This window comes from Pontibacter populi (assembly GCF_019336435.1).
GTDB classification, from domain to species: Bacteria; Bacteroidota; Bacteroidia; order Cytophagales; family Hymenobacteraceae; genus Pontibacter; species Pontibacter humidus.
In genome coordinates, this window is sequence record NZ_JAHWXQ010000002.1 from 190907 (window position 1) to 209122 (window position 18216).

At 44.3% G+C, this 18216-nt stretch carries 16 protein-coding genes; 11 read left to right on the forward strand and 5 right to left on the reverse strand.

The features are described from left to right. The first annotated feature begins 98 nt into the window (after positions 1 to 98). Positions 99 to 1523 (forward strand): Glu/Leu/Phe/Val family dehydrogenase, encoded by a 1425-nt coding sequence (locus KYK27_RS07405; RefSeq protein ID WP_199109406.1) that lies wholly within the window; start codon positions 99 to 101, stop codon positions 1521 to 1523. 15 nt (positions 1524 to 1538) lie between these two features. Here the strand turns inward: KYK27_RS07405 and KYK27_RS07410 are convergent, their stop codons facing one another. From KYK27_RS07410 to KYK27_RS07420, 3 genes are all read right to left on the reverse strand, one after another. Then, positions 1539 to 2024, reverse strand: coding sequence for a hypothetical protein (locus KYK27_RS07410; protein WP_199109407.1), 486 nt, complete (start codon positions 2022 to 2024; stop codon positions 1539 to 1541). Between the two features lie 343 nt (positions 2025 to 2367). Then, positions 2368 to 4179 carry a M61 family metallopeptidase gene (locus KYK27_RS07415; RefSeq protein ID WP_199109408.1) on the reverse strand — a complete coding sequence of 604 codons (1812 nt, stop codon included), beginning with the start codon at positions 4177 to 4179 and terminating at the stop codon, positions 2368 to 2370. A 76-nt stretch (positions 4180 to 4255) separates the two neighbouring features. Further along, on the reverse strand, positions 4256 to 4597 hold the full coding sequence (locus tag KYK27_RS07420) for a hypothetical protein (protein ID WP_233150332.1): 342 nt from the start codon (positions 4595 to 4597) through the stop codon (positions 4256 to 4258). A gap of 315 nt (positions 4598 to 4912) precedes the next feature. Between KYK27_RS07420 and KYK27_RS07425 the strand changes: the two genes are divergently transcribed. The 3 genes from KYK27_RS07425 (at position 4913) to KYK27_RS07435 (ending at position 7050) form a co-directional block, all read left to right on the forward strand. Continuing rightward, entirely contained in the window at positions 4913 to 5503 is a 591-nt protein-coding gene (locus KYK27_RS07425; RefSeq protein WP_199109410.1) for a C40 family peptidase, read from the forward strand. 67 nt (positions 5504 to 5570) lie between these two features. After that, positions 5571 to 5945, forward strand: coding sequence for a hypothetical protein (locus KYK27_RS07430; protein ID WP_199109411.1), 375 nt, complete (start codon positions 5571 to 5573; stop codon positions 5943 to 5945). A gap of 673 nt (positions 5946 to 6618) precedes the next feature. After that, on the forward strand, positions 6619 to 7050 hold the full coding sequence (locus KYK27_RS07435) for a DUF2147 domain-containing protein (protein WP_233150333.1): 432 nt from the start codon (positions 6619 to 6621) through the stop codon (positions 7048 to 7050). A 109-nt stretch (positions 7051 to 7159) separates the two neighbouring features. Here the strand turns inward: KYK27_RS07435 and KYK27_RS07440 are convergent, their stop codons facing one another. After that, positions 7160 to 7621, reverse strand: coding sequence for a hypothetical protein (locus tag KYK27_RS07440; protein ID WP_162426186.1), 462 nt, complete (start codon positions 7619 to 7621; stop codon positions 7160 to 7162). A gap of 202 nt (positions 7622 to 7823) precedes the next feature. On the opposite strand from KYK27_RS07440, the gene KYK27_RS07445 reads away from it, so the two are divergent. Together KYK27_RS07445 and KYK27_RS07450 are read left to right on the forward strand one after the other, a co-directional pair. Further along, the gene (locus KYK27_RS07445) at positions 7824 to 8408 is read left to right on the forward strand and encodes a hypothetical protein (protein WP_199109412.1); all 585 of its coding nucleotides are present in this window, start codon (positions 7824 to 7826) and stop codon (positions 8406 to 8408) included. A gap of 103 nt (positions 8409 to 8511) precedes the next feature. Then, a complete protein-coding gene (locus KYK27_RS07450) occupies positions 8512 to 10716 on the forward strand; it encodes a gliding motility-associated C-terminal domain-containing protein (RefSeq protein WP_199109413.1) in 2205 nt (734 codons plus the stop codon). Positions 10717 to 10718: 2 nt separating this feature from the next. Here KYK27_RS07450 and KYK27_RS07455 read toward each other — a convergent pair whose 3' ends face one another. After that, a complete protein-coding gene (locus KYK27_RS07455) occupies positions 10719 to 11345 on the reverse strand; it encodes a heme-copper oxidase subunit III (RefSeq protein WP_199109414.1) in 627 nt (208 codons plus the stop codon). 288 nt (positions 11346 to 11633) lie between these two features. On the opposite strand from KYK27_RS07455, the gene KYK27_RS07460 reads away from it, so the two are divergent. From KYK27_RS07460 to KYK27_RS07480, 5 genes are all read left to right on the forward strand, one after another. Beyond that, positions 11634 to 12161, forward strand: coding sequence for a hypothetical protein (locus KYK27_RS07460; RefSeq protein ID WP_199109415.1), 528 nt, complete (start codon positions 11634 to 11636; stop codon positions 12159 to 12161). Positions 12162 to 12265: 104 nt separating this feature from the next. After that, a complete protein-coding gene (locus KYK27_RS07465; protein ID WP_233150334.1) occupies positions 12266 to 12760 on the forward strand; it encodes a DUF4920 domain-containing protein in 495 nt (164 codons plus the stop codon). Positions 12761 to 13854: 1094 nt separating this feature from the next. After that, a complete protein-coding gene (ligA, locus tag KYK27_RS07470; protein ID WP_199109416.1) occupies positions 13855 to 15864 on the forward strand; it encodes an NAD-dependent DNA ligase LigA in 2010 nt (669 codons plus the stop codon). Positions 15865 to 16354: 490 nt separating this feature from the next. Next, entirely contained in the window at positions 16355 to 17389 is a 1035-nt protein-coding gene (locus KYK27_RS07475; protein ID WP_199109417.1) for a sensor histidine kinase, read from the forward strand. Beyond that, positions 17386 to 18123, forward strand: a complete 738-nt coding sequence (locus KYK27_RS07480; protein ID WP_199109418.1) for a LytR/AlgR family response regulator transcription factor — start codon at positions 17386 to 17388, stop codon at positions 18121 to 18123. Before KYK27_RS07475 ends, KYK27_RS07480 begins: the two co-directional genes overlap by 4 nt. The last annotated feature ends 93 nt before the right edge of the window (positions 18124 to 18216 follow it).

The window sequence follows — 18216 nt, forward strand, 5'->3', positions numbered from 1 at the left end:
ATCCGGTAGGTAACTATAGCTCAGAAGTAAAACCGAACAAAACATTTGCTGCATCGTTCTAAAACCAGTTAAATGCGAATCTTAAAATTATTATAAGCATGGCAGAAAATCAGAATGAAGGATCCAAGTTCCTGAACAGTGTACACAGATATTTTGATAATGCAGCCCAGTATTCCAGCCTCTCTCCGGGAATACTTGCCCAGATAAAGGTCTGCAATAGTGTATATAAAGTTTCCTTCCCGATAGAGGTAGACGGAAAGATTGAAGTCGTGGAGGGAATACGCGTGCAGCACAGCCACCACAAGCTGCCATCTAAAGGAGGCATAAGATTTAGTATGCAGGTAGATGAAGATGAGGTAAAAGCATTGGCTACCCTCATGACCTTTAAATGCGCTGTAGTGGATGTACCGTTTGGAGGCGCAAAAGGTGGTGTAAAAATAAATCCGCGTACCAGCTCTGTAAAAACGCTTGAAAAAGTTACCCGCCGTTACGCTGCCGAGCTTATCAAGAAAAACCTTATTGGCCCCGGAATGGATGTTCCGGCACCAGACTATGGCACAGGTAGCCGCGAAATGGCTTGGATAGCCGACACCTATCAGGCTTTAAAATATGGCGAGACCAATGCCTTAGGTTGCGTTACCGGTAAACCCGTTGGGCAGGGCGGCATACGTGGCCGCGCAGAAGCTACAGGGCTTGGTGTTTACTTCGGGATTAGAGAAGCGCTGGCCGATGCTGAATTGTTACAGGGCAAAGGCCTGGAAGGCGGCACCATGGAAGGTAAGCGAATTATTGTGCAGGGACTGGGCAATGTGGGATATCATGCAGCCTGGTTCTGCCAGAAAGATGGCGCCCTTATTACGGGCATAGCAGAGCGCGAAGGTGGCATCTATAACCCGGATGGCATTGATGTGGAAGAGGCTTTCAAACACCGCAACCAAACCGGTTCTATCCTCAACTTTAAGAACTGTAAGAACTTCGAGAATACGTTCGACCTGCTGGAAATGGAATGCGATATCCTGCTGCCGGCAGCGCTCGAAAACCAGATACACATTGGCAATGCTGCTAACATAAAGGCGAAAATTGTTGCAGAGGGAGCAAACGGGCCGGTCACGCAGGAGGCGGAAGAGATACTTCTAAAGAACAACATCGTGATACTGCCGGATCTGTACCTGAACGCAGGTGGCGTAACCGTATCGTATTTTGAGTGGCTTAAGAACCTATCGAATGTGCGTTTCGGACGAATGGGTAAGCGTGCAGAAGAAGCCAGCTATAAGCGCCTGGTAAATGCCATTGAGTCTACGTCGGGTAAAAACATGACTGCCCAGGAAAAAGCAATATTAACCAAAGGCTCTGATGAAGTAAATCTGGTACGCTCAGGTTTAGAGGATACCATGATAAATGCCTATCATGAGATCAGGGATACGATGCGGCAGAAGAATATCCCGGACATGAGAACAGCAGCCTTCCTGACGGCTATCGAAAAGATTGGGGTGAGTTATGAGGCGCTGGGTATTTTCCCGTAAACCGTAAGGCTAACGTTATAGTTTGGAAGAGGTCGGGAGCAATATGGTATCCTGACCTTTTTTTACGGTCTCCAGCCAGTGAATAGCCTCTTCCCTGTCAGTAAAATAATTGAAAACTATAAAATCGTGTGAGGTGGCAGATTTAGTGGCTGTATAGTTGGTTATGATCGCTTTAAAGTGCTCTTCGTTAAATACTACGGCCACACAAACATCAGCATTTAAAGTAGACTGCAGTTTACTATAGTACACGTTATTAAGCCATGCTTCCTGCTCGCGCTCCAGCGGGCCGATCAAAGTAAGATCTGTGCAGTAAAACATAACAGGTCTTCCTTCCTGTACAAAGTCAAGCCCTCGCAGGTACGTGTCTATAAAAGCGCTATCCGTAGGTTTTGCTTTCCAGATCACCTGCAATATTTCCAATTCACTGTTAAAAATGATGTCAGAATATTCTGTAGAATGTACTACCATGCCATCACAACTAATATATTCGGTATTTTGCACGAAATATATACTTTTAAAACAACACTTCAAAATATTGAATTGTATTGATTAAAGAATACCAAAAGCAATATATCCAGTACCAAATGCTACTCTCAAAATATAAAGATTCTTAAAAGCAGGCAGGTAATTTCAACTATAGATTTAATGTAGGAACATCTGCTAATAGTATAACTAAAAGCCATACAGGGCGCAACAAGCTATTTAGATAAAGCTGCAGTATATAGTGCCGACGAACCAGGGATAGCTGCTTTATGAATATCGGGGCAGCTTTTAAACAAAAAAGAGAAGCATGGCTGTACATCGCCATGCTTCTCTTTTTTAATTTTATAGTACAATAAGAGGTTTAAGAATTACCCATCCCAAGCCATTTATTGTATATTTTTATCTGCTCCGGAGTGGCATTTGCTACTTTCTCAAATTTAAATCTGGCGCGGTCGTCTTTCAGAACTTTCACCTGCACTACCTGCATAATACCATCACGGGCAATAAGCACTTCCAGTTCTTCACCAGGTTTCAGTCCCGTCACATAACGATCCAGGTCGCTGCCTACCCGGAAGCCATTTACTGCTACAATCTCATCTTTCACATTAAGCCCGGCCTCATACGCGCTACTGCCATTTACTACCGATGCTATAGTTACGCGACCATCGTTGTAAGTGGTATTGGCACCCCAGCTTCCTGTGTTAGCGTTCTCATTCACGTTAACTACTTTCAGGCCGGCAGCATTAAAATATGCGGAGTAATCCGGAGACTTGGTTCCGTTCACATAATCTCTGAAGAAGGCATCCATGTTTTTGCCTGCTACACGCTCAATCTCGGCTTTAAATTCAGCTTCCGTAAAACCACGGTCGAGTTGCTTGTAATAGCGGCTGTACATGTTGCGCATAACATCATCCAGGTCTTTGGCACCGTTCGTGCTTTTCAGGATTTCCATGTTAAGCAGCTGCCCCAGTACTCCTCCCTTAGTATAATAAGAGACTTCAGCGTTATTTGAATTCTCGTTCTGGCGGTAATATTTTATCCAGGCATCGAAACTTGATTCGCTAACTGCCTGCACTTTATTACCGGGTGTGTTCTCTACATTGCTAATGCTTCCGGCAACCACATCCAGGTAACGCTGCTCTGGCATTAACCCAGCTCTGCGCACGATCAGATCATCGTAGTAACTGGTAATTCCTTCCGACACCCAAAGTAGTTTTGTATAGTTCTCCTCGTTATAGTTGAACGGGCCAAGCGGCGCAGGACGCAAGCGCTTTACATTCCATAGGTGAAAATATTCGTGTGCTACAAGGCTAAGAAAACCGGTATAACCACTCTCTGAACTATAGCTAAAGCGGCTGGTTTGTAAGGTAGTGGAGTTCAGGTGCTCCAGGCCGCCGCCGCCACGCTGCATGTTATGCACTATGAATACATAACGGTCAACAGGCAGTTCTCCGAAAATAGAGATAGCCTCTTCCGTAACACGCTTCATGTCGGCCATTAAACGCTCCGGCTCATAGTTGCCTTCACCATACATCGCTACTTCGTGAGTTACTCCGCCAGCTTCGTATGTATAAACTTCATGGTTACCGATCTCCAACGGTGAGTCAGCCAGCACATCGTAATTCGGGAAAGAGTAGGTAAACTTAGATGTAGATTTTAAGCCTGTTGATACTTTGCTGAAACTGCTGTGCGGTTTTACCACCAGCGTTCCGTCTTCTTTTTCATACCCTTCAGGGTACATAAAGATACTGGTACCATTTACGTAACCATGCGAGGCATCCAAAAAGCTGGTGCGTACAGTAAGTTCAAACGCATAAACCTTATAGTTCACTTTTACTTCCGAAGCACGGTTGCTGTATACGCGCCAGGTATTTTTGTCTATCTTTTCTGCACGGAGTGCTTTTCCGTTTCCATCGGTAGCAGTAAAGCCCTCAACGTTCTTAGGAAATTCGCGCACCAGGTACGAACCTGGAGCCCAGACAGGCATGGTAAAATCGATGTGTTTTTTCTTTGCTCCTTTTAGCTCAGCCGTAACCTCGAAATAATGGGTATGCGGTTCTGGCATTTCAAGGGTGTACCGAATCTCGGCAGCAAATGCCGGCGAAATAAAGCTTGCCAGCGACAACAGGAATACTAAGAGATAAAGTTTAGGTTGGTTAATAGTGTGAAACATGTTTCAGGTTTAGATTTGTTCAACCAGCATTTTACAATAATTATGCTTGTTTTCAAAATCTGAAGCCTTTCACCTGCTACCCTACAGTGTTTCGCTGACGGTCGCGTAGCCATAGTTCGGCATCGCTGACTTTACTGAACGTATCAATAATAATAAACGAATTATAGCTTTTAAGCCCGTAGGCGCCCACTTCCTGCAGCATCCGGTAATAGCAGCCTTCTGAAACCACAAGGGCGATATAATTCTCCTGCCCCAGCATCATGAGTTGCGGAAAAAACTGAACCTGGCACCAGGTCTCTTCTTCCTCGCTAAGGGCATCTATAGATCTTAGATCAAAAAGCCAGCAATTGGCAGGATGATTCTTAATGTGTTCCAGCGCTATCATCAAACCAGACTTGAAGTCTTCGAAATCCGGCATAGCTTTACAGTCTATATACACCCACCCCTTGCCTTCTGGCAATTCCACCGAAAAAATATCTGACTTATAAAGCACCATTGCAGGAACTGTTAAATTAATTATAGCAAAAATATAATAATAAAATTTATAAAACCCAAATAAACCTAATTTTTGTTCTAAATAAATTCTTAAAGTGGCCAAACCTGAACTTTTAGCGGTTAAACAGGCTTATCAGAGAGTAAAGGCTCCGAATATTAAAGTAAACCTGTTGACTAGCGTGATAAGTACTCTTTGGCATGGTATTGGGAAGCTTTACAGAAACCTAACCCACTGACTATGAAAAAGAACTTAATGTTAATTATTGCCCCGGTAGTATTGCTGCTTTTAATGGTATCGTTTGGTTATAACCTTGCCAATGAAACGCCCGCAGTTAAAACAACTATAGTTCAGGTTAATGAAAAGCATGAGGCTACCGCTAAAACGGAGGATAAGTGGGTGAGCATGCAGCGAACAACCCGTTCAGGAGGTGACTATAGCACTGCAGAATCGCAGGAGATTATAGATTATGCCATGACACTGCTTGGGTCTCCATATGAGTTTGCCGGCATCACTCCTTCCGGGTTTGACTGTTCAGGTTTTGTAACACACGTTTTTGATAACTATAATATTGCTGTGCCTCATTCATCGGCATTGCAGGCAAAAGAAGGTGTAGCTGTGGCTAAAGAAGAAGCTGCTCCAGGCGACCTGGTCATATTCACCGGCACCAACGAAAACGAAAGAACTCCCGGCCATGTGGGCATTGTTATTTCCGAACCCGGTGATACGATCTCTTTTGTTCACTCGTCTTCTAACGGTGGTGTAAAGATCAGTAAAGTGCAGGGCACCCGTTACGATGTTCGCTTCCTGGAAGTACGCCGCGTATTATAAGCATACATTTATCACAACATACAGGGTTTTTCTCGTACAATGCAATGTACCAGAAAGACCCTTTTTTATGTGGCATCCCTACGTTATAAACTCGATAAATGCAGTTGTGCTTATAATTGCCGGGCTTATAGTTTACTTTATCCAGCCCAGTAAACCGGTGCTGGCCCTGGTAGCTCCGGGATTGGGTATTATGCTGCTGGCCTGCACCTATCATCTACGCAAACATAACCAGTTTGTAACGCACACAGTAACCACGCTAACCTTACTGGCTGCTATAGTTGTGATTATGCGTTTAAATGCTGCAGGCGAGCAATGGGATACCAGACACATCCTGCTGTTTGTGATGGGAATAAGTTGCCTGGTGGCGGCAGGTGTTTTTATCGGCACTTTTATAAAAGAACGCAGGCTGCGTAACAACTCTATTTATAAAGACGACCTGTAACTGTAGGTGGCTATAAAAGCGAAACACCTGATGTAGCCCGTCAAGTTACACCAGGTGTTTCAGAATCCTAAAAAGTCTTAACAAGCGGCTTCCTGTTGTTCAGGTTACCATCCGAAGACCTCCAGTAAAATCAAGCTGTGCAAACAGCATAAATCCCGTTTACGAAGCCGACTCACAGATTACGTGAATACAATTACTTAGGCTCGTTAAAACTTGTTTGGGATTAGACATTTGTACCTCCTTTCTCTATAGTCCAACATAAACCCTGAGCCTTCGACCAAATAATAAGGCTGTTAGACCAGAGCGCGTAGCACTCGCTACTTTAACTTATTACTAAAGGTAAATTAACGCCATTAAGTTCACAAGGGTTGTGCATATTTTTTTTAAATCTGCCGGATACAAAATTGGAAACTATAGTTTAAAAACCTTTGCAGAAACTATAGAAAGCAGGTTTTTAAAGTAACGTTCTGATTACCACCCAACTAAATAATGGTACTCTTCCGGTTAGCTGCATCAGTTCTGAAATTCAGGACCCAAATTTGCATTAGTCAGTTACAAGGGGGCAGCTGTACTATAGCTGATAAGATAAAAGTGATATGGCAACTCCTGAATACTATATTAAATGAATTATTTTCACTATTTTTCGTTGCTTAAATCAAACAACTAACTGATCATGAAAAAACATCTGCTTGCTCTTATGGCTCTTATGCTGTTCAGCACCTTTGCATGGGCCCAGTCCTTATCCCCTATTGGCATCTGGACAAACGAAGAAGGAAAAGCCCGCTTCGAAATCTATAAATGCGGTGATAAACTTTGCGGTAAACTTGTGACTCTGAAAGAGCCTTTGCGCAACGGTAAACCAAAAGTGGATGAAAACAACCCTGAAAAGAAACTACAGAATCGTCCGTTATTAGGCCTGGAGTTTATGAAAGGCTTTGAATATGATGGCTCCAACAAGTGGGATGATGGTACAATCTATGACCCTGAAAGCGGCAAAACATATTCCTGCTACATGAAAATGACTGGCAAGGATAAGATGGAAGTGAAAGGGTACATCGGCATTTCGCTGATCGGAAGAACCCAGAACTGGACAAGAGTAAAATAGCATCAACTATAGATGATAAAAAAAGAAAGGCCGGCGCAATGCCGGCCTTTCTTTTTAACCCTTTACCATCCTTTTTACTAGTTTCAGACTTATAAGGTTATAGTTTGGTTTAAATAACGTGTTCTATCTTATATTTCTGGTCGCGGAATTCAAACGTTTCTCCGGCAGTTTTACCAGCCATCGCCTTAAATACCGGCGACATACCTGAAATGGCAAAGAATGTTTCTCCCTCCACTTCTATCTGCCCAAGACTAACCCCAATAAAGTAATTCTGCAGGTTGGTGTGCACTACGGCCCCAAAAGCAACATCCTTATTCTCTTTGGTAGCATTAATCCGCTTCAGCACACTCATGGTCGTTATAAGTTCATCCAGCTGGCGGGCATACATGTCGCGCTGTATCTGGCAGGCCTCCCTGAACGATTCGAACTTATCTTCTATAGCACCCTGGTGCTCGTTGGCGCTTTCCTGGGCATCGTCCATTGCGTCTTTGGCAGCTTTAATCTGAGTATTCAGTATTTTTGTGCATTCCTGCAACAGCCGCTTTTTTAGTTCTAATTCTTGTGCAACCATTTTCTTCTAAGTATAAGTTTAAACTATACCCTCGCTTACAGGTTATAGTACCTGAGCGCTTAGAGGGAATAGCAATTGAAACATCAAATTCTGAGTGATAAACTTATTAACTGCAAATAATACCCGAAGCGTGTAAGATACTAAACTATTCAGGGTAACGGATGTTTTTGCTTTAAATTACTAAATGTCGTTAAACGGATTTTTGAAACGATTGTTGGGGCTGTTTTACAATAAGCCACTATGCCGTAAACTGGAACGTTCTGCACGTTATGGTGCTCGGTTTGGTGCATGGGTTAATAATCCTGAGTGCAAAGCACTTACAACTGCATTCCATAAAGCCTACCACTATAAAAAAGCGGGGATGCAATGTAATTACCGTGTACAACTGGTACAGGAAGACAACCGCCAGGGTGTTATCTTTTTTCACGATCCTGCCATTTCACAACAGACATTCTCCTACTTATTCGATCATCTCAAAGATCAGACACTGTTACTTGGCTACCGGTTAAAAAGCGCGGATAAACGCAAAATTGTACACGAGCGCTACACTCAGAAAACTGAAGCCTATTACCTGACTCCTTTGCCAAAAGATGTGCCGGACAGCAGCCTCTGCAACCAACTATACGGCAACATTTTAATAGAGCTAACCCTCGTTAACAATCATCCCGGTTTTATAAGGCTTATAGCTAATAAGATCACGGATCCCTTCTTCAGCGAGCCTCTTCCTTTTGTTGAGTTTCTTGAGCGCATCATGCAGCCAACAGAAAAACTTCAAAACCGTAATTAATCCTACCTACCGTTTTATTGGTAAGATCCTGCTATAGTTTTGCATAAGTTTTATATTGTTTGTATACTTATACAGGTTTTAAGGGCGTATAAATTACTGTTGCATGAAGCATTGTTTACTCTTATTACTTGTTGTATTGCTGTGTTCGGTTTCTTCAAAGGCTACCCATATAGTGGGTGGAGAATTTGCCCTGGACCACCGAAGCGGGAACGCCTACCTCTTAACCCTGAATCTGTATTTTGACGATATAAACGGTGATCCCGGCGCACTGGACCCATCCATTACGGTTAATATATTTGAGAAAGGCACCAACAGATGGATAGCGGCCAGAACACTTCCTTTCAGGTCTAGAACAGCCGTACCTTACACCAATATCGAATGTACCGTTGGGGAACTGCGCACTAGTAAGATCGTTTACTCTGAAACCCTTAATCTTGACCCTGCCATTTTCTTTCACGCACCCGGCTACTATGTAACCTGGGAACGCTGCTGCAGAAACTCAACTATAGATAATATTATAGCCCCATACGATGCTGCCCAAACCTTTTACATGGAGTTTCCGGCTGTTGTTCAAAACGGTGTTACCTTCAGAAATTCATCCCCTACTCTTTTTCCGCCCCTCAGCGACTACGCCTGTGTAAATGAACTTTTCTATTTTGATTTCAGTGGTTCTGATAAAGATGGCGACTCGCTGGCGTATGATATGATCACGCCACTCAACGGGTATACCACGCCCCGCATGCCGTACTATGGTATACCTGGGTTTGAAAGCGTAAAACCAGGCACTGCCCCTTATCCTGAAATTAAATGGGGAAAAGGGTTTAGCGGCACTGCCCAGATAAATGGGAGTCCCCCTATCAACATCGACAATAAAACAGGAAGGCTAACTATGCGCCCAAGCCGTACAGGTTTATATGTCTTTGGCATTCGGGTTCAGGAGTTCAGGAACAAGAAGAAGATTGGTGAAGTGCGCCGCGACTTCCAGGTGCTGGTGCTGGATTGCCCTACCAACGAAACACCTAAGATCGTAGCCCGCGACAGGGGTAAAAAGGAATTTTATAAAGAAACGGAGATCCTTGAGCTAACACCTAACAGCAACCGTTGCGTTGATATTTACTTCACCGATCCTGACATTTCAGAGTTTGTAACTATAAAAGCGGTGCCCGTTAATTTCTCAGCATCAAACTTCACTTTGTCGGGCACGCTGCAGGGTATTGTAAACCGCGGTGGCACACAGGACTCGTTAAAAGCCACGCTTTGCTTTGCTGATTGCTTTGATACACCCGGCAAAATATATCAACTGGACCTGGTAGTTCAGGATGATGGCTGCAGTCTGCCCCGCCAAGACACAGTGCGTGTGAGTTTCAGGATGCAGGTTGTGAATAATGTGCCAACTATAGCCACTACGCCTAACGAGAAAATCATAACCTTAGACCGTGGCCAGGCTTTTGAGATGGATGTTTTTGGCAAAGACATAGATCTGGATGGCCTCACGCTCAGTGCAGCCGGCGAAGGCTTTGATATGAATGCGGCAGGCATGCAATTTAACAGCACCGGCGGCGAAGGAACAGCTAAAGGTAAATTCACCTGGCTTGTAGCGTGTAACAATGAGGAACAGTCGGTAAGGCGCGTAACTTTTACGCTTAAAGAAGATGCCTGCGCTGCCTCTCCGGACCAAAAACTAACAATAGAATTCAGGATAAAAGCACCTAACAATGCGCCAACGTTAACCTCAGACAAGGCTCCTACACTTTACGAACTCGACCTGAACCAGCCATTCGAGGCAAACCTTTTCGGAGACGACAAAGACCTGGACCCTTTAACTTTAACTGCTGTTGGCGAAGGTTTTAATCTGTCTGATCTGGGTATGACATTTAGTGCTACGCAGGGTAACGGTGAAGCACGGGGCAAGTTTAACCTTACCTCTACCTGCCAGATGGCCGAAATGGGAACCCTGCGCGTTAATTTTATACTGGACGAAGAAACATGTAACCCCGCACCAGAGCCTGTGCTAACGATGGAGTTTAAAGTGCGTGTACCGCAGTTGCAAAGTTTTATACCTGCCAACATATTTACACCAAACGGCGACGGGCTGAACGATTTCTTCGAGATACCGGATATGCCATCCGACTTCTGCAATGCACAGTTTGCCAGTATAAAAGTGTTTAACCGCTGGGGAAAGGAAGTATACTATAGCACTCAGAATACCTTTAAATGGGATGGCAAAGATGTGAACGACGGCGTTTACTTTTACCTGATAGACTTTGGGAGTACGCAATACAGAGGCAGTGTTACGATTGTACGCTGACCTTAGAACATGAACAGGAAAACCAGGTACAGCCCAAGCCACATAAAATCCAGGAAATGCCAGTAACCTGCCAGCATCGATAATTGCAACTGGCGATATGGGTCCCGAATAAAGATCAGACTTCTAACACTATCGGCGGCTACGTGCGCTGTTTTAAGGAACAGGAAAAACAGGAAGATCACCCCTCCTACCAGATGCAGTATGTGCAGCGCCGAGATCAGATACAGGTAAGTGCCGGACGCTTTACCTGTGAAAGTGATGCCAGCTGCAGTCATTTCGCGCCAGCCCAAAAGCTGAGCGCCCACAAATAGTAAACTAAGTACCAACGTACCTCCCAGGTAACGCGTCATTTTATGCAGTTTATCTTTTTTGTAGATGCTGGGTATGCGGCTCATGGTATAACTACTCAGCAGCAGCAATATGGTGCCTACACTGAAGAACTTTGGTAGCTGCACGTCCTCTGTTCTAAATCCACCGGTACGCATAAAAGCAATCAGTAAGATCAGGAACAAAACTCCTATGCCTACCATGCTCAGGTAAAGCAGCATCCTGATGGGGTGCATCCGCTCTATTTGCTTAAAAGCAGAGAGTTGCCTGGAGCCTACTTTATTTTTTTTATCTGAGTCCATTTACATTATACTACAACCGGCAGTTTACCAGCAGAAAAGGTCAACAATACACTTCACGTTTATATACCTATACGCAAACAGCTTCGTTTTGCATACCAACTGATAAATATAGTTTTGTGAGAGCCGGTTTCTAATCAGCCTAAAAAGCTATAGTTTGATCACATTAAAAAATTATAGTTGGCTATACCTACCTTACACAACCGGCATCCGTTAAAAAGAGTAATTTAACCCGGAGGTATTATGCAGCATAAAAATCTACCCCTTTCTATATTTTGCCTGCTTGTGATAATGATTTTCTCAGTAGTGGAGGCACGCGCGCAAACCCGCACAAACTATACGGCCAATAACTATATAACTGTCGTGCTCGAGAGTCCTAATGGCCGTTATGAGTTCAAATCGCCATCGTTGCTGGTACGATACAACCGGCTTACCGACCAACTGGAATGCAGCGTGCTTATAAATTCGTTATTACCTACCAGCGACACCATTCCTCCAACTATGGCTTATGAAGTTTTGTACGGCGCCAAGTTCCCGGAGCTTACCTTTGAGATCGATGTACCGGAAGATATCATCAGCAGCGAACGCCCCAATGCTGAACCAATGAACCAACGCACATACATTACCTTGCAAGGCATTACCAACCAAATCCGTGTACCCATTGTTTTTGCACCAGACAGGAACAGGATCAGCTTCGGTACTAATTTCGATTTAATGCTTGCCAATTTTGAAGCAAGTATCCCTACGCGGTACATGTCCATTCTAACGGGCCGCCTGCTCATTAACATCAGCAATGCCCGCTGGGTAGATCAATACTGACTTTAAAGTTGCAACTTCAGAACTATAGTACTAACTGAGTATGAGGAGAGTAGGATATACATAGTTGTTTGCTATATTTACAGAACAACAACACAACACCGCACATGATCAAGACCTTACTTCCTGCTTTACTGTTATGTATTTTGCTTTTCAGCTGCCAGCAACAGACTACAAACGATGTTACCGAAAAGCCAGCTACAACATCTGAAGCCAAAGTATATGGATCAGATTTTACGGAACAAAACATGCTCTCAGTTACACAACTTGAGGATGCCATAAGCGAGCAGGATTCGGTAAAGGCTACCGTGAACGGCGTGATTGTAGAAAGCTGCCAGTCCAAAGGTTGCTGGATGGATGTAAAACTTGCCGATAACAGCACCATGAAAGTTACTTTCCGGGATTATGGATTCTTTTTGCCGGTAGAGGACCTGGAAGGTAAAACAGTGGTATTTACGGGAACCGCTAAAAAGGAAGTAATCTCAGTAGAGGGCCAACGTCACTATGCCGAAGATGCAGGTAAATCTGCTGCCGAGATCAGTGCTATCACTTCCCCTAAAGAAGAACTCCGCTTTGTAGCTGATGGCGTGAAGATCAAATAGAACTATAGTTTATAGTTTTTAAAGCCACCTTCGGGTGATTTTTTGTTTCAGGTTCTGGGGCGTTAGTTATTTTAGCCCTTCCCAAAATTCACTTAGAAACAGGAAGGAGTTTTGTCTGAATCAGGATTTACAGGATTAAAGGATTGGCAGGATGGGACTTTTGCTATAGTTAGAGTTGTAGTACTATAGTTGTTCTTTTTGCTGGTGCGGGTTTGCAACCCGTGCCTACCTATGGTGTTGCGTTTGTAACTCAACTGGCCCGGAAGGGACAGGCATAGTAATAGCGTTGACTATTTTCTATAGTTGGCGAGTTCCCCCCCCCTTTATCCCCTCCTTGTCTAAGGCGGGGAGATTTTAGGTTACTGCTATAGTTTTATCGTTATGGTTTTAACCCACCCCTACCCCTCCCAAGAGGGGAATTTCTGCTACTGCTTATCTAATTGTCATTTCGACGGAAGGAGAAATCCTAATTAGCTGTAGCACGAACAGGACAGGTTTACCTGTCCCTTTGGAATTATAACCATGATAAAAGTCGAAGCGAGAAGTTTCAAACTATAGAAGAACTATAGCTATCGAACTAATCACAGTCTTTGGGTTGAGCGCCTTTGATTTATTGCGGTGCCGTCAGGCAGCCCGAGGTAACGAGGGAAGCAAGAAAGCAGCAGCGCGATGCCCAAAGACGGGGCCTTCCGGCCGTGAGGGCACCAAAGCTAAAGATGAAACAATAGGTTAATTAAGCTCCCAGGATTAAAGAAAGTTTGAAACGAAGGCTTGGTTCTTAGAATAGAGTCTCAAACTATAGCATTGTAACTTCTCGGACTATAAGCTGAGATAGATTTCTCGCTACACTTCAAATGACAATAGGGTAACTATAAAACGCTTAACGCTCGGGAAACCTACAGAGAAACATTATCTAAAGAACCCAAATCACTTCCACTAACAGAACTGACTATAGAAAAAAAGGCAGATAAGATTCATTTGATACAGCTCGAAAAGCAAACAAAGCAGGACAATAAACTTTAACAATCAACTTCTAATCCCTTTGCTACCTACCGCGGTTTTAGATATTTTTACGTGAAGTAAAAACCCGAACTATGGCAACACCTCACGACGTAGCTACTGAAGTTAAGCAGCTGACCGAACGCATAAACTACCTCAATTACCAATATTACCAGAATAGCATCTCTGAAGTACCAGACTTTGAGTTTGATATGATGCTCAAGCGCCTGCAGGAACTGGAAGACCAGCATCCGGAACTGCGCCAGCCTACCTCACCAACCCAGCGCGTGGGCGGAACGATAACCAAAAACTTTAAGACCGTTTTCCACCGATACCCGATGCTGTCTTTAAGCAATACCTACTCCGAAGAAGACCTGCGTGAGTTTGATAACCGTGTGCAAAAGGCCATCGGGCATGAAGTGGAATATGTATGCGAGCAGAAGTTTGACGGTGTGGCTATCAGTCTCACTTACGAGAACGGCATACTGGTACAAGGAGCAACCCGTGGCGATGGAACCCGTGGCGATGATATAACCAACAACGTGCGTACGATTCGTGATATTCCATTGCAGGCACATGGTCAGGGTTTTCCGGAGCTGTTTGAGGTACGGGGGGAAGTATTTCTGCCCTTGCAGGTATTTGAACAGCTAAACCAGGATCGTGAGGAAAATGGCGAACAATTACTTGCAAATCCTCGAAACGCCGCATCCGGTACATTAAAGCAGCAGGACTCTGGTATAGTTGCCAGCCGTAAACTGGGCTGCTTTTCCTATAGTTTTCATAGTTCGCGCCTCCCCTTCGACTCGCACTCTGAGAGCCTGGAAGCCATACAGAAATGGGGCTTTAAAGTGTCCGATACCTGGCGCAAGTGCAGCTCTATAGATAAAGTGCTGGAGTATATTAACGAGTGGGAAGAGAAGCGCCACGAACTGCCTATTGCTACCGATGGCGTGGTGGTAAAAGTAAACAGTTATGCGCTGCAGGAAGAACTGGGCTTTACTGCCAAGAGTCCTCGCTGGGCAATTGCTTATAAATACCCGGCCATGAGCGCTGCTACCAAACTACAGGGCATACAATACCAAGTTGGCAGAACGGGCGCCGTTACGCCGGTTGCTTTGCTGGAGCCTGTTCTGCTGGCAGGTACTGTCGTCAAACGTGCCTCGGTACATAATGCCAACGAAATTCTGCGCCTGGACCTGCGCCTGGGTGATATTGTTTTTGTAGAGAAAGGTGGTGAGATCATTCCTAAAATTACCGGTGTAGACCTGACAAAACGCACTGCAGAGAACACGCCTATCGTTTACCCGACCGAGTGCCCTGCCTGCCATACGCCGCTGGTACGTGTAGAGGGTGAAGCACAATTTTACTGCCCTAACGAGAAAGGCTGTGAACCACAGATACTGGCTAAGCTGGAGCACTTTATCAGCCGCAAAGCGATGAACGTGGATGAACTGGGACCAAGAACGCTGGAGCAACTATACAAAGCTGGTTTTGTACGCAACGTAGCCGACTTGTATGATATTCAGTTTGAGCAACTGGTAAACCTGGAGCGCATGGGCGAGAAATCGGCGAACAACATTCTAAACAGCCTTGCTAAGTCTAAAGAAACACCTTTTGAGCGCGTGCTTTTTGCGCTGGGTATTCGCTTTGTAGGCAGTACGGTTGCAAAAAAACTGGCTGAACATTTTACGGACCTGGCTGCGTTGCGAGGTGCCACATACGAAGAACTTATTGCCGTTAACGAGATCGGTGGTCGTATTGCAAATTCAATTATAGAGTACTTTGCAGAACCGGATCATATAGTATTGCTGGAAAGATTACAGGTAGCGGGACTTAAATTTAAGTCAGATAGTATAAAACCCGAAATGCAGAGCGATAAGCTGGAAGGTAAAACTTTTGTGATTTCAGGTGTATTTGAAACAATAAGCCGCGACGAACTACAGCAGCTTATCATTAGTCATGGTGGTAAGGTGGTCAGCTCTATATCAGCCAAACTAACCTACCTGGTAGCCGGCGACAAAATGGGTCCGGCTAAACTCGAGAAAGCTACTAAACTAGGCATCACCATTTTGTCCGAAGATCAGTTTCTGGGTATGATACAGTAAACCATAAAAAATAGCGCCACCTGTTCTACAAGTGGCGCTATTTGCAAAAACAAACAACAAACGAATATTATTGAGCATCAGGTACCGGCAAACACTGCAGCATGCTTCCCTGCAACTGATTTAATACAAAGAAAGCATCCGGGAATTCCTATCAAAATACATTATACCAACCGCCAAAAACTATAGACAAACTATAGAAAGCAGCCGAGTAATAATTAATCTGATTGATTTAACAGTTGGCAGATAAAATATCTTAACTCTTAAGGTAAAGAGCTGGGTAGAAAGAGGCAGTTCATCACCCAAGGAATCAGCTTGGTAGTAATTTACCTTGCGTTGGCAGAGTGCCCGGGCAAATATAGTTATACCTGCATTTATTTTATTTATCTTTATCCTGAAGAGTTTAACAGGCTTTTGTAAGAGCTTCTGTAGTTTCCATCATTAACACGTTTTTAGCTTGAGCGCATTACCCTTTGTGTTCCCTGAAGTTACTATGAAAAAGCGATTCCAGATCGTGTTGCATGTTCTTGTATGGCTTACTTTCGGGGCCTGGGTGCTGTATTATATTAATGGTAACAAAGCGCTTACACCGCATCGTGTGCTGGATGTAGTGGTGGGTCTGGCTTTCTGGCTACTCATTTTTTATGTAAACTGGTCGTACCTGATACCAAAATACCTGGCCCGGAACAAGCTGATGCTGTACATAGCTAATGTTCTGGCCCTGCTCCTGCTATATGGTCTGGTAAAATCGCCGCTCGACTTTTATATCTTCAGAGAGTTTAACCCTAACATGAAGGCTGTATTTACCTCGGAGCGCTTACTGCAATACGGTTTAGGCGGCCTGGTATTGGTTTTTATTAGCTCGGGCCTGAAAGTAACGGGCAACTATATCCGCAACGAGCGGCGTAACAAAGAACTAGAAAACCAGAAACTGGTGGCAGAACTGGCCTTTTTGAAATCGCAGGTTAACCCCCACTTCCTGTTTAATACGCTCAACAATATTTACTCGCTGGCCTACAAGCAATCGCCTGAAACGCCCGATGCCATTATGAAGCTTTCGCTGCTGATGCGCTACATGCTGTATGAGAGCAACGATACATTGGTAAGCCTGCAAAAGGAAGTAGAGCACATTAATAACTTTATTGACCTGCAAAAGCTCCGACTGCGCGAACATACAAGTCTGCAGTTTAATGTTGAAGGCGATATCGAAAGCAAACAAATTGCCCCGATGCTGATGATGACCCTGGTTGAAAATGCCTTTAAGCATGGCCTGGTGAGTAAGAACGAGATCGGGATACTAATCAACCTCAAGGCTTCAGATAACGAACTGCATTTCAGCACAGTAAACAACATCAGCACGCATAAGAAACGTGAATTTGGCGGCATAGGACTCGAGAATTTACGGCAGCGTCTGAAACTTCTTTACCCTAACCGGCATAAGTTAACTTTTGAAGAAAAGGATGGTGTATTTTACGCCTCCATGAAACTATACTTCCATTCCACACACCTAAACACACTAAAACTATGATCATCCGCTGCATTGCCGTAGACGACGAACCTCTTGCCCTTGACATACTCGAAAGCTACATCAGTAAGCTTCCATTTTTACAGTTGGTAAAAACCTGCTCCAGCGCCACCGAAGCCATGCAGGTACTGCAGGAAGAACAGGTAGACCTCATGTTCCTGGATATTGAAATGCCTGAGCTGACCGGTATACAGTTCCTGAACATACTGAAAAACCAACCGCTGGTTATTTTTACCACCGCCTACCCCGAGTACGCCATGGAAGGTTTTAACCACGATGCCGTCGATTACCTGCTCAAGCCTATCCCCTTCGACCGATTCCTGAAGGCTGTAACCAAAGCGCAGGAACGAATGCAGCAGCGTCATCCGAAGCAGACCGAACAAACTATAATTCCGCAGGCCTCCCCGGCCCACGAGCAGGAGTTCATGTTTGTGAAGGCTGACTACAAAACCATTCGCGTTGATTTTAAAGATATACTCTGGATCGAGGGCCTGAAGGATTACGTGATCATACAGACCAAAGACCAGAAGATCATTACGTTGCTATCCATGAACAAGATGATGGAGAAGCTTCCTGATTCTAAGTTCCTGCGCGTACACCGCTCGTTTATAGTTTCGCTGCCGAAAATAGATAGTATCGAGAAAAGCCGCATCCGCATAGGCCAGAAAGAAATCCCGATTGGCGAAGTTTACAAAGACCAGTTCCTGAAGTGGGTGGAAGAGAATAATATAATGTAGGTGGAAGGTAGAATGTGTAATGATTAATTACGGATGAGTACTAAGTAATGTGTAGTTAATTGTAAGTTCTTCATCACCATTGCTGTGTTATCA

Excerpts from the sequence above, each read along its gene's own strand:
- KYK27_RS07405 (WP_199109406.1), top strand. The coding sequence starts at position 99 with ATGGCAGAAAATCAGAATGAAGGATCCAAGTTCCTGAACAGTGTACAC.
- KYK27_RS07415 (WP_199109408.1), bottom strand. The coding sequence starts at position 4,179 with ATGTTTCACACTATTAACCAACCTAAACTTTATCTCTTAGTATTCCTG.
- KYK27_RS07420 (WP_233150332.1), bottom strand. The coding sequence starts at position 4,597 with ATGCCGGATTTCGAAGACTTCAAGTCTGGTTTGATGATAGCGCTGGAA.
- KYK27_RS07425 (WP_199109410.1), top strand. The coding sequence starts at position 4,913 with ATGAAAAAGAACTTAATGTTAATTATTGCCCCGGTAGTATTGCTGCTT.
- KYK27_RS07430 (WP_199109411.1), top strand. The coding sequence starts at position 5,571 with ATGTGGCATCCCTACGTTATAAACTCGATAAATGCAGTTGTGCTTATA.
- KYK27_RS07435 (WP_233150333.1), top strand. The coding sequence starts at position 6,619 with ATGAAAAAACATCTGCTTGCTCTTATGGCTCTTATGCTGTTCAGCACC.
- KYK27_RS07440 (WP_162426186.1), bottom strand. The coding sequence starts at position 7,621 with ATGGTTGCACAAGAATTAGAACTAAAAAAGCGGCTGTTGCAGGAATGC.
- KYK27_RS07450 (WP_199109413.1), top strand. The coding sequence starts at position 8,512 with ATGAAGCATTGTTTACTCTTATTACTTGTTGTATTGCTGTGTTCGGTT.
- KYK27_RS07455 (WP_199109414.1), bottom strand. The coding sequence starts at position 11,345 with ATGGACTCAGATAAAAAAAATAAAGTAGGCTCCAGGCAACTCTCTGCT.
- KYK27_RS07460 (WP_199109415.1), top strand. The coding sequence starts at position 11,634 with ATGATTTTCTCAGTAGTGGAGGCACGCGCGCAAACCCGCACAAACTAT.
- KYK27_RS07465 (WP_233150334.1), top strand. The coding sequence starts at position 12,266 with ATGATCAAGACCTTACTTCCTGCTTTACTGTTATGTATTTTGCTTTTC.
- ligA (WP_199109416.1), top strand. The coding sequence starts at position 13,855 with ATGGCAACACCTCACGACGTAGCTACTGAAGTTAAGCAGCTGACCGAA.
- KYK27_RS07475 (WP_199109417.1), top strand. The coding sequence starts at position 16,355 with ATGAAAAAGCGATTCCAGATCGTGTTGCATGTTCTTGTATGGCTTACT.
- KYK27_RS07480 (WP_199109418.1), top strand. The coding sequence starts at position 17,386 with ATGATCATCCGCTGCATTGCCGTAGACGACGAACCTCTTGCCCTTGAC.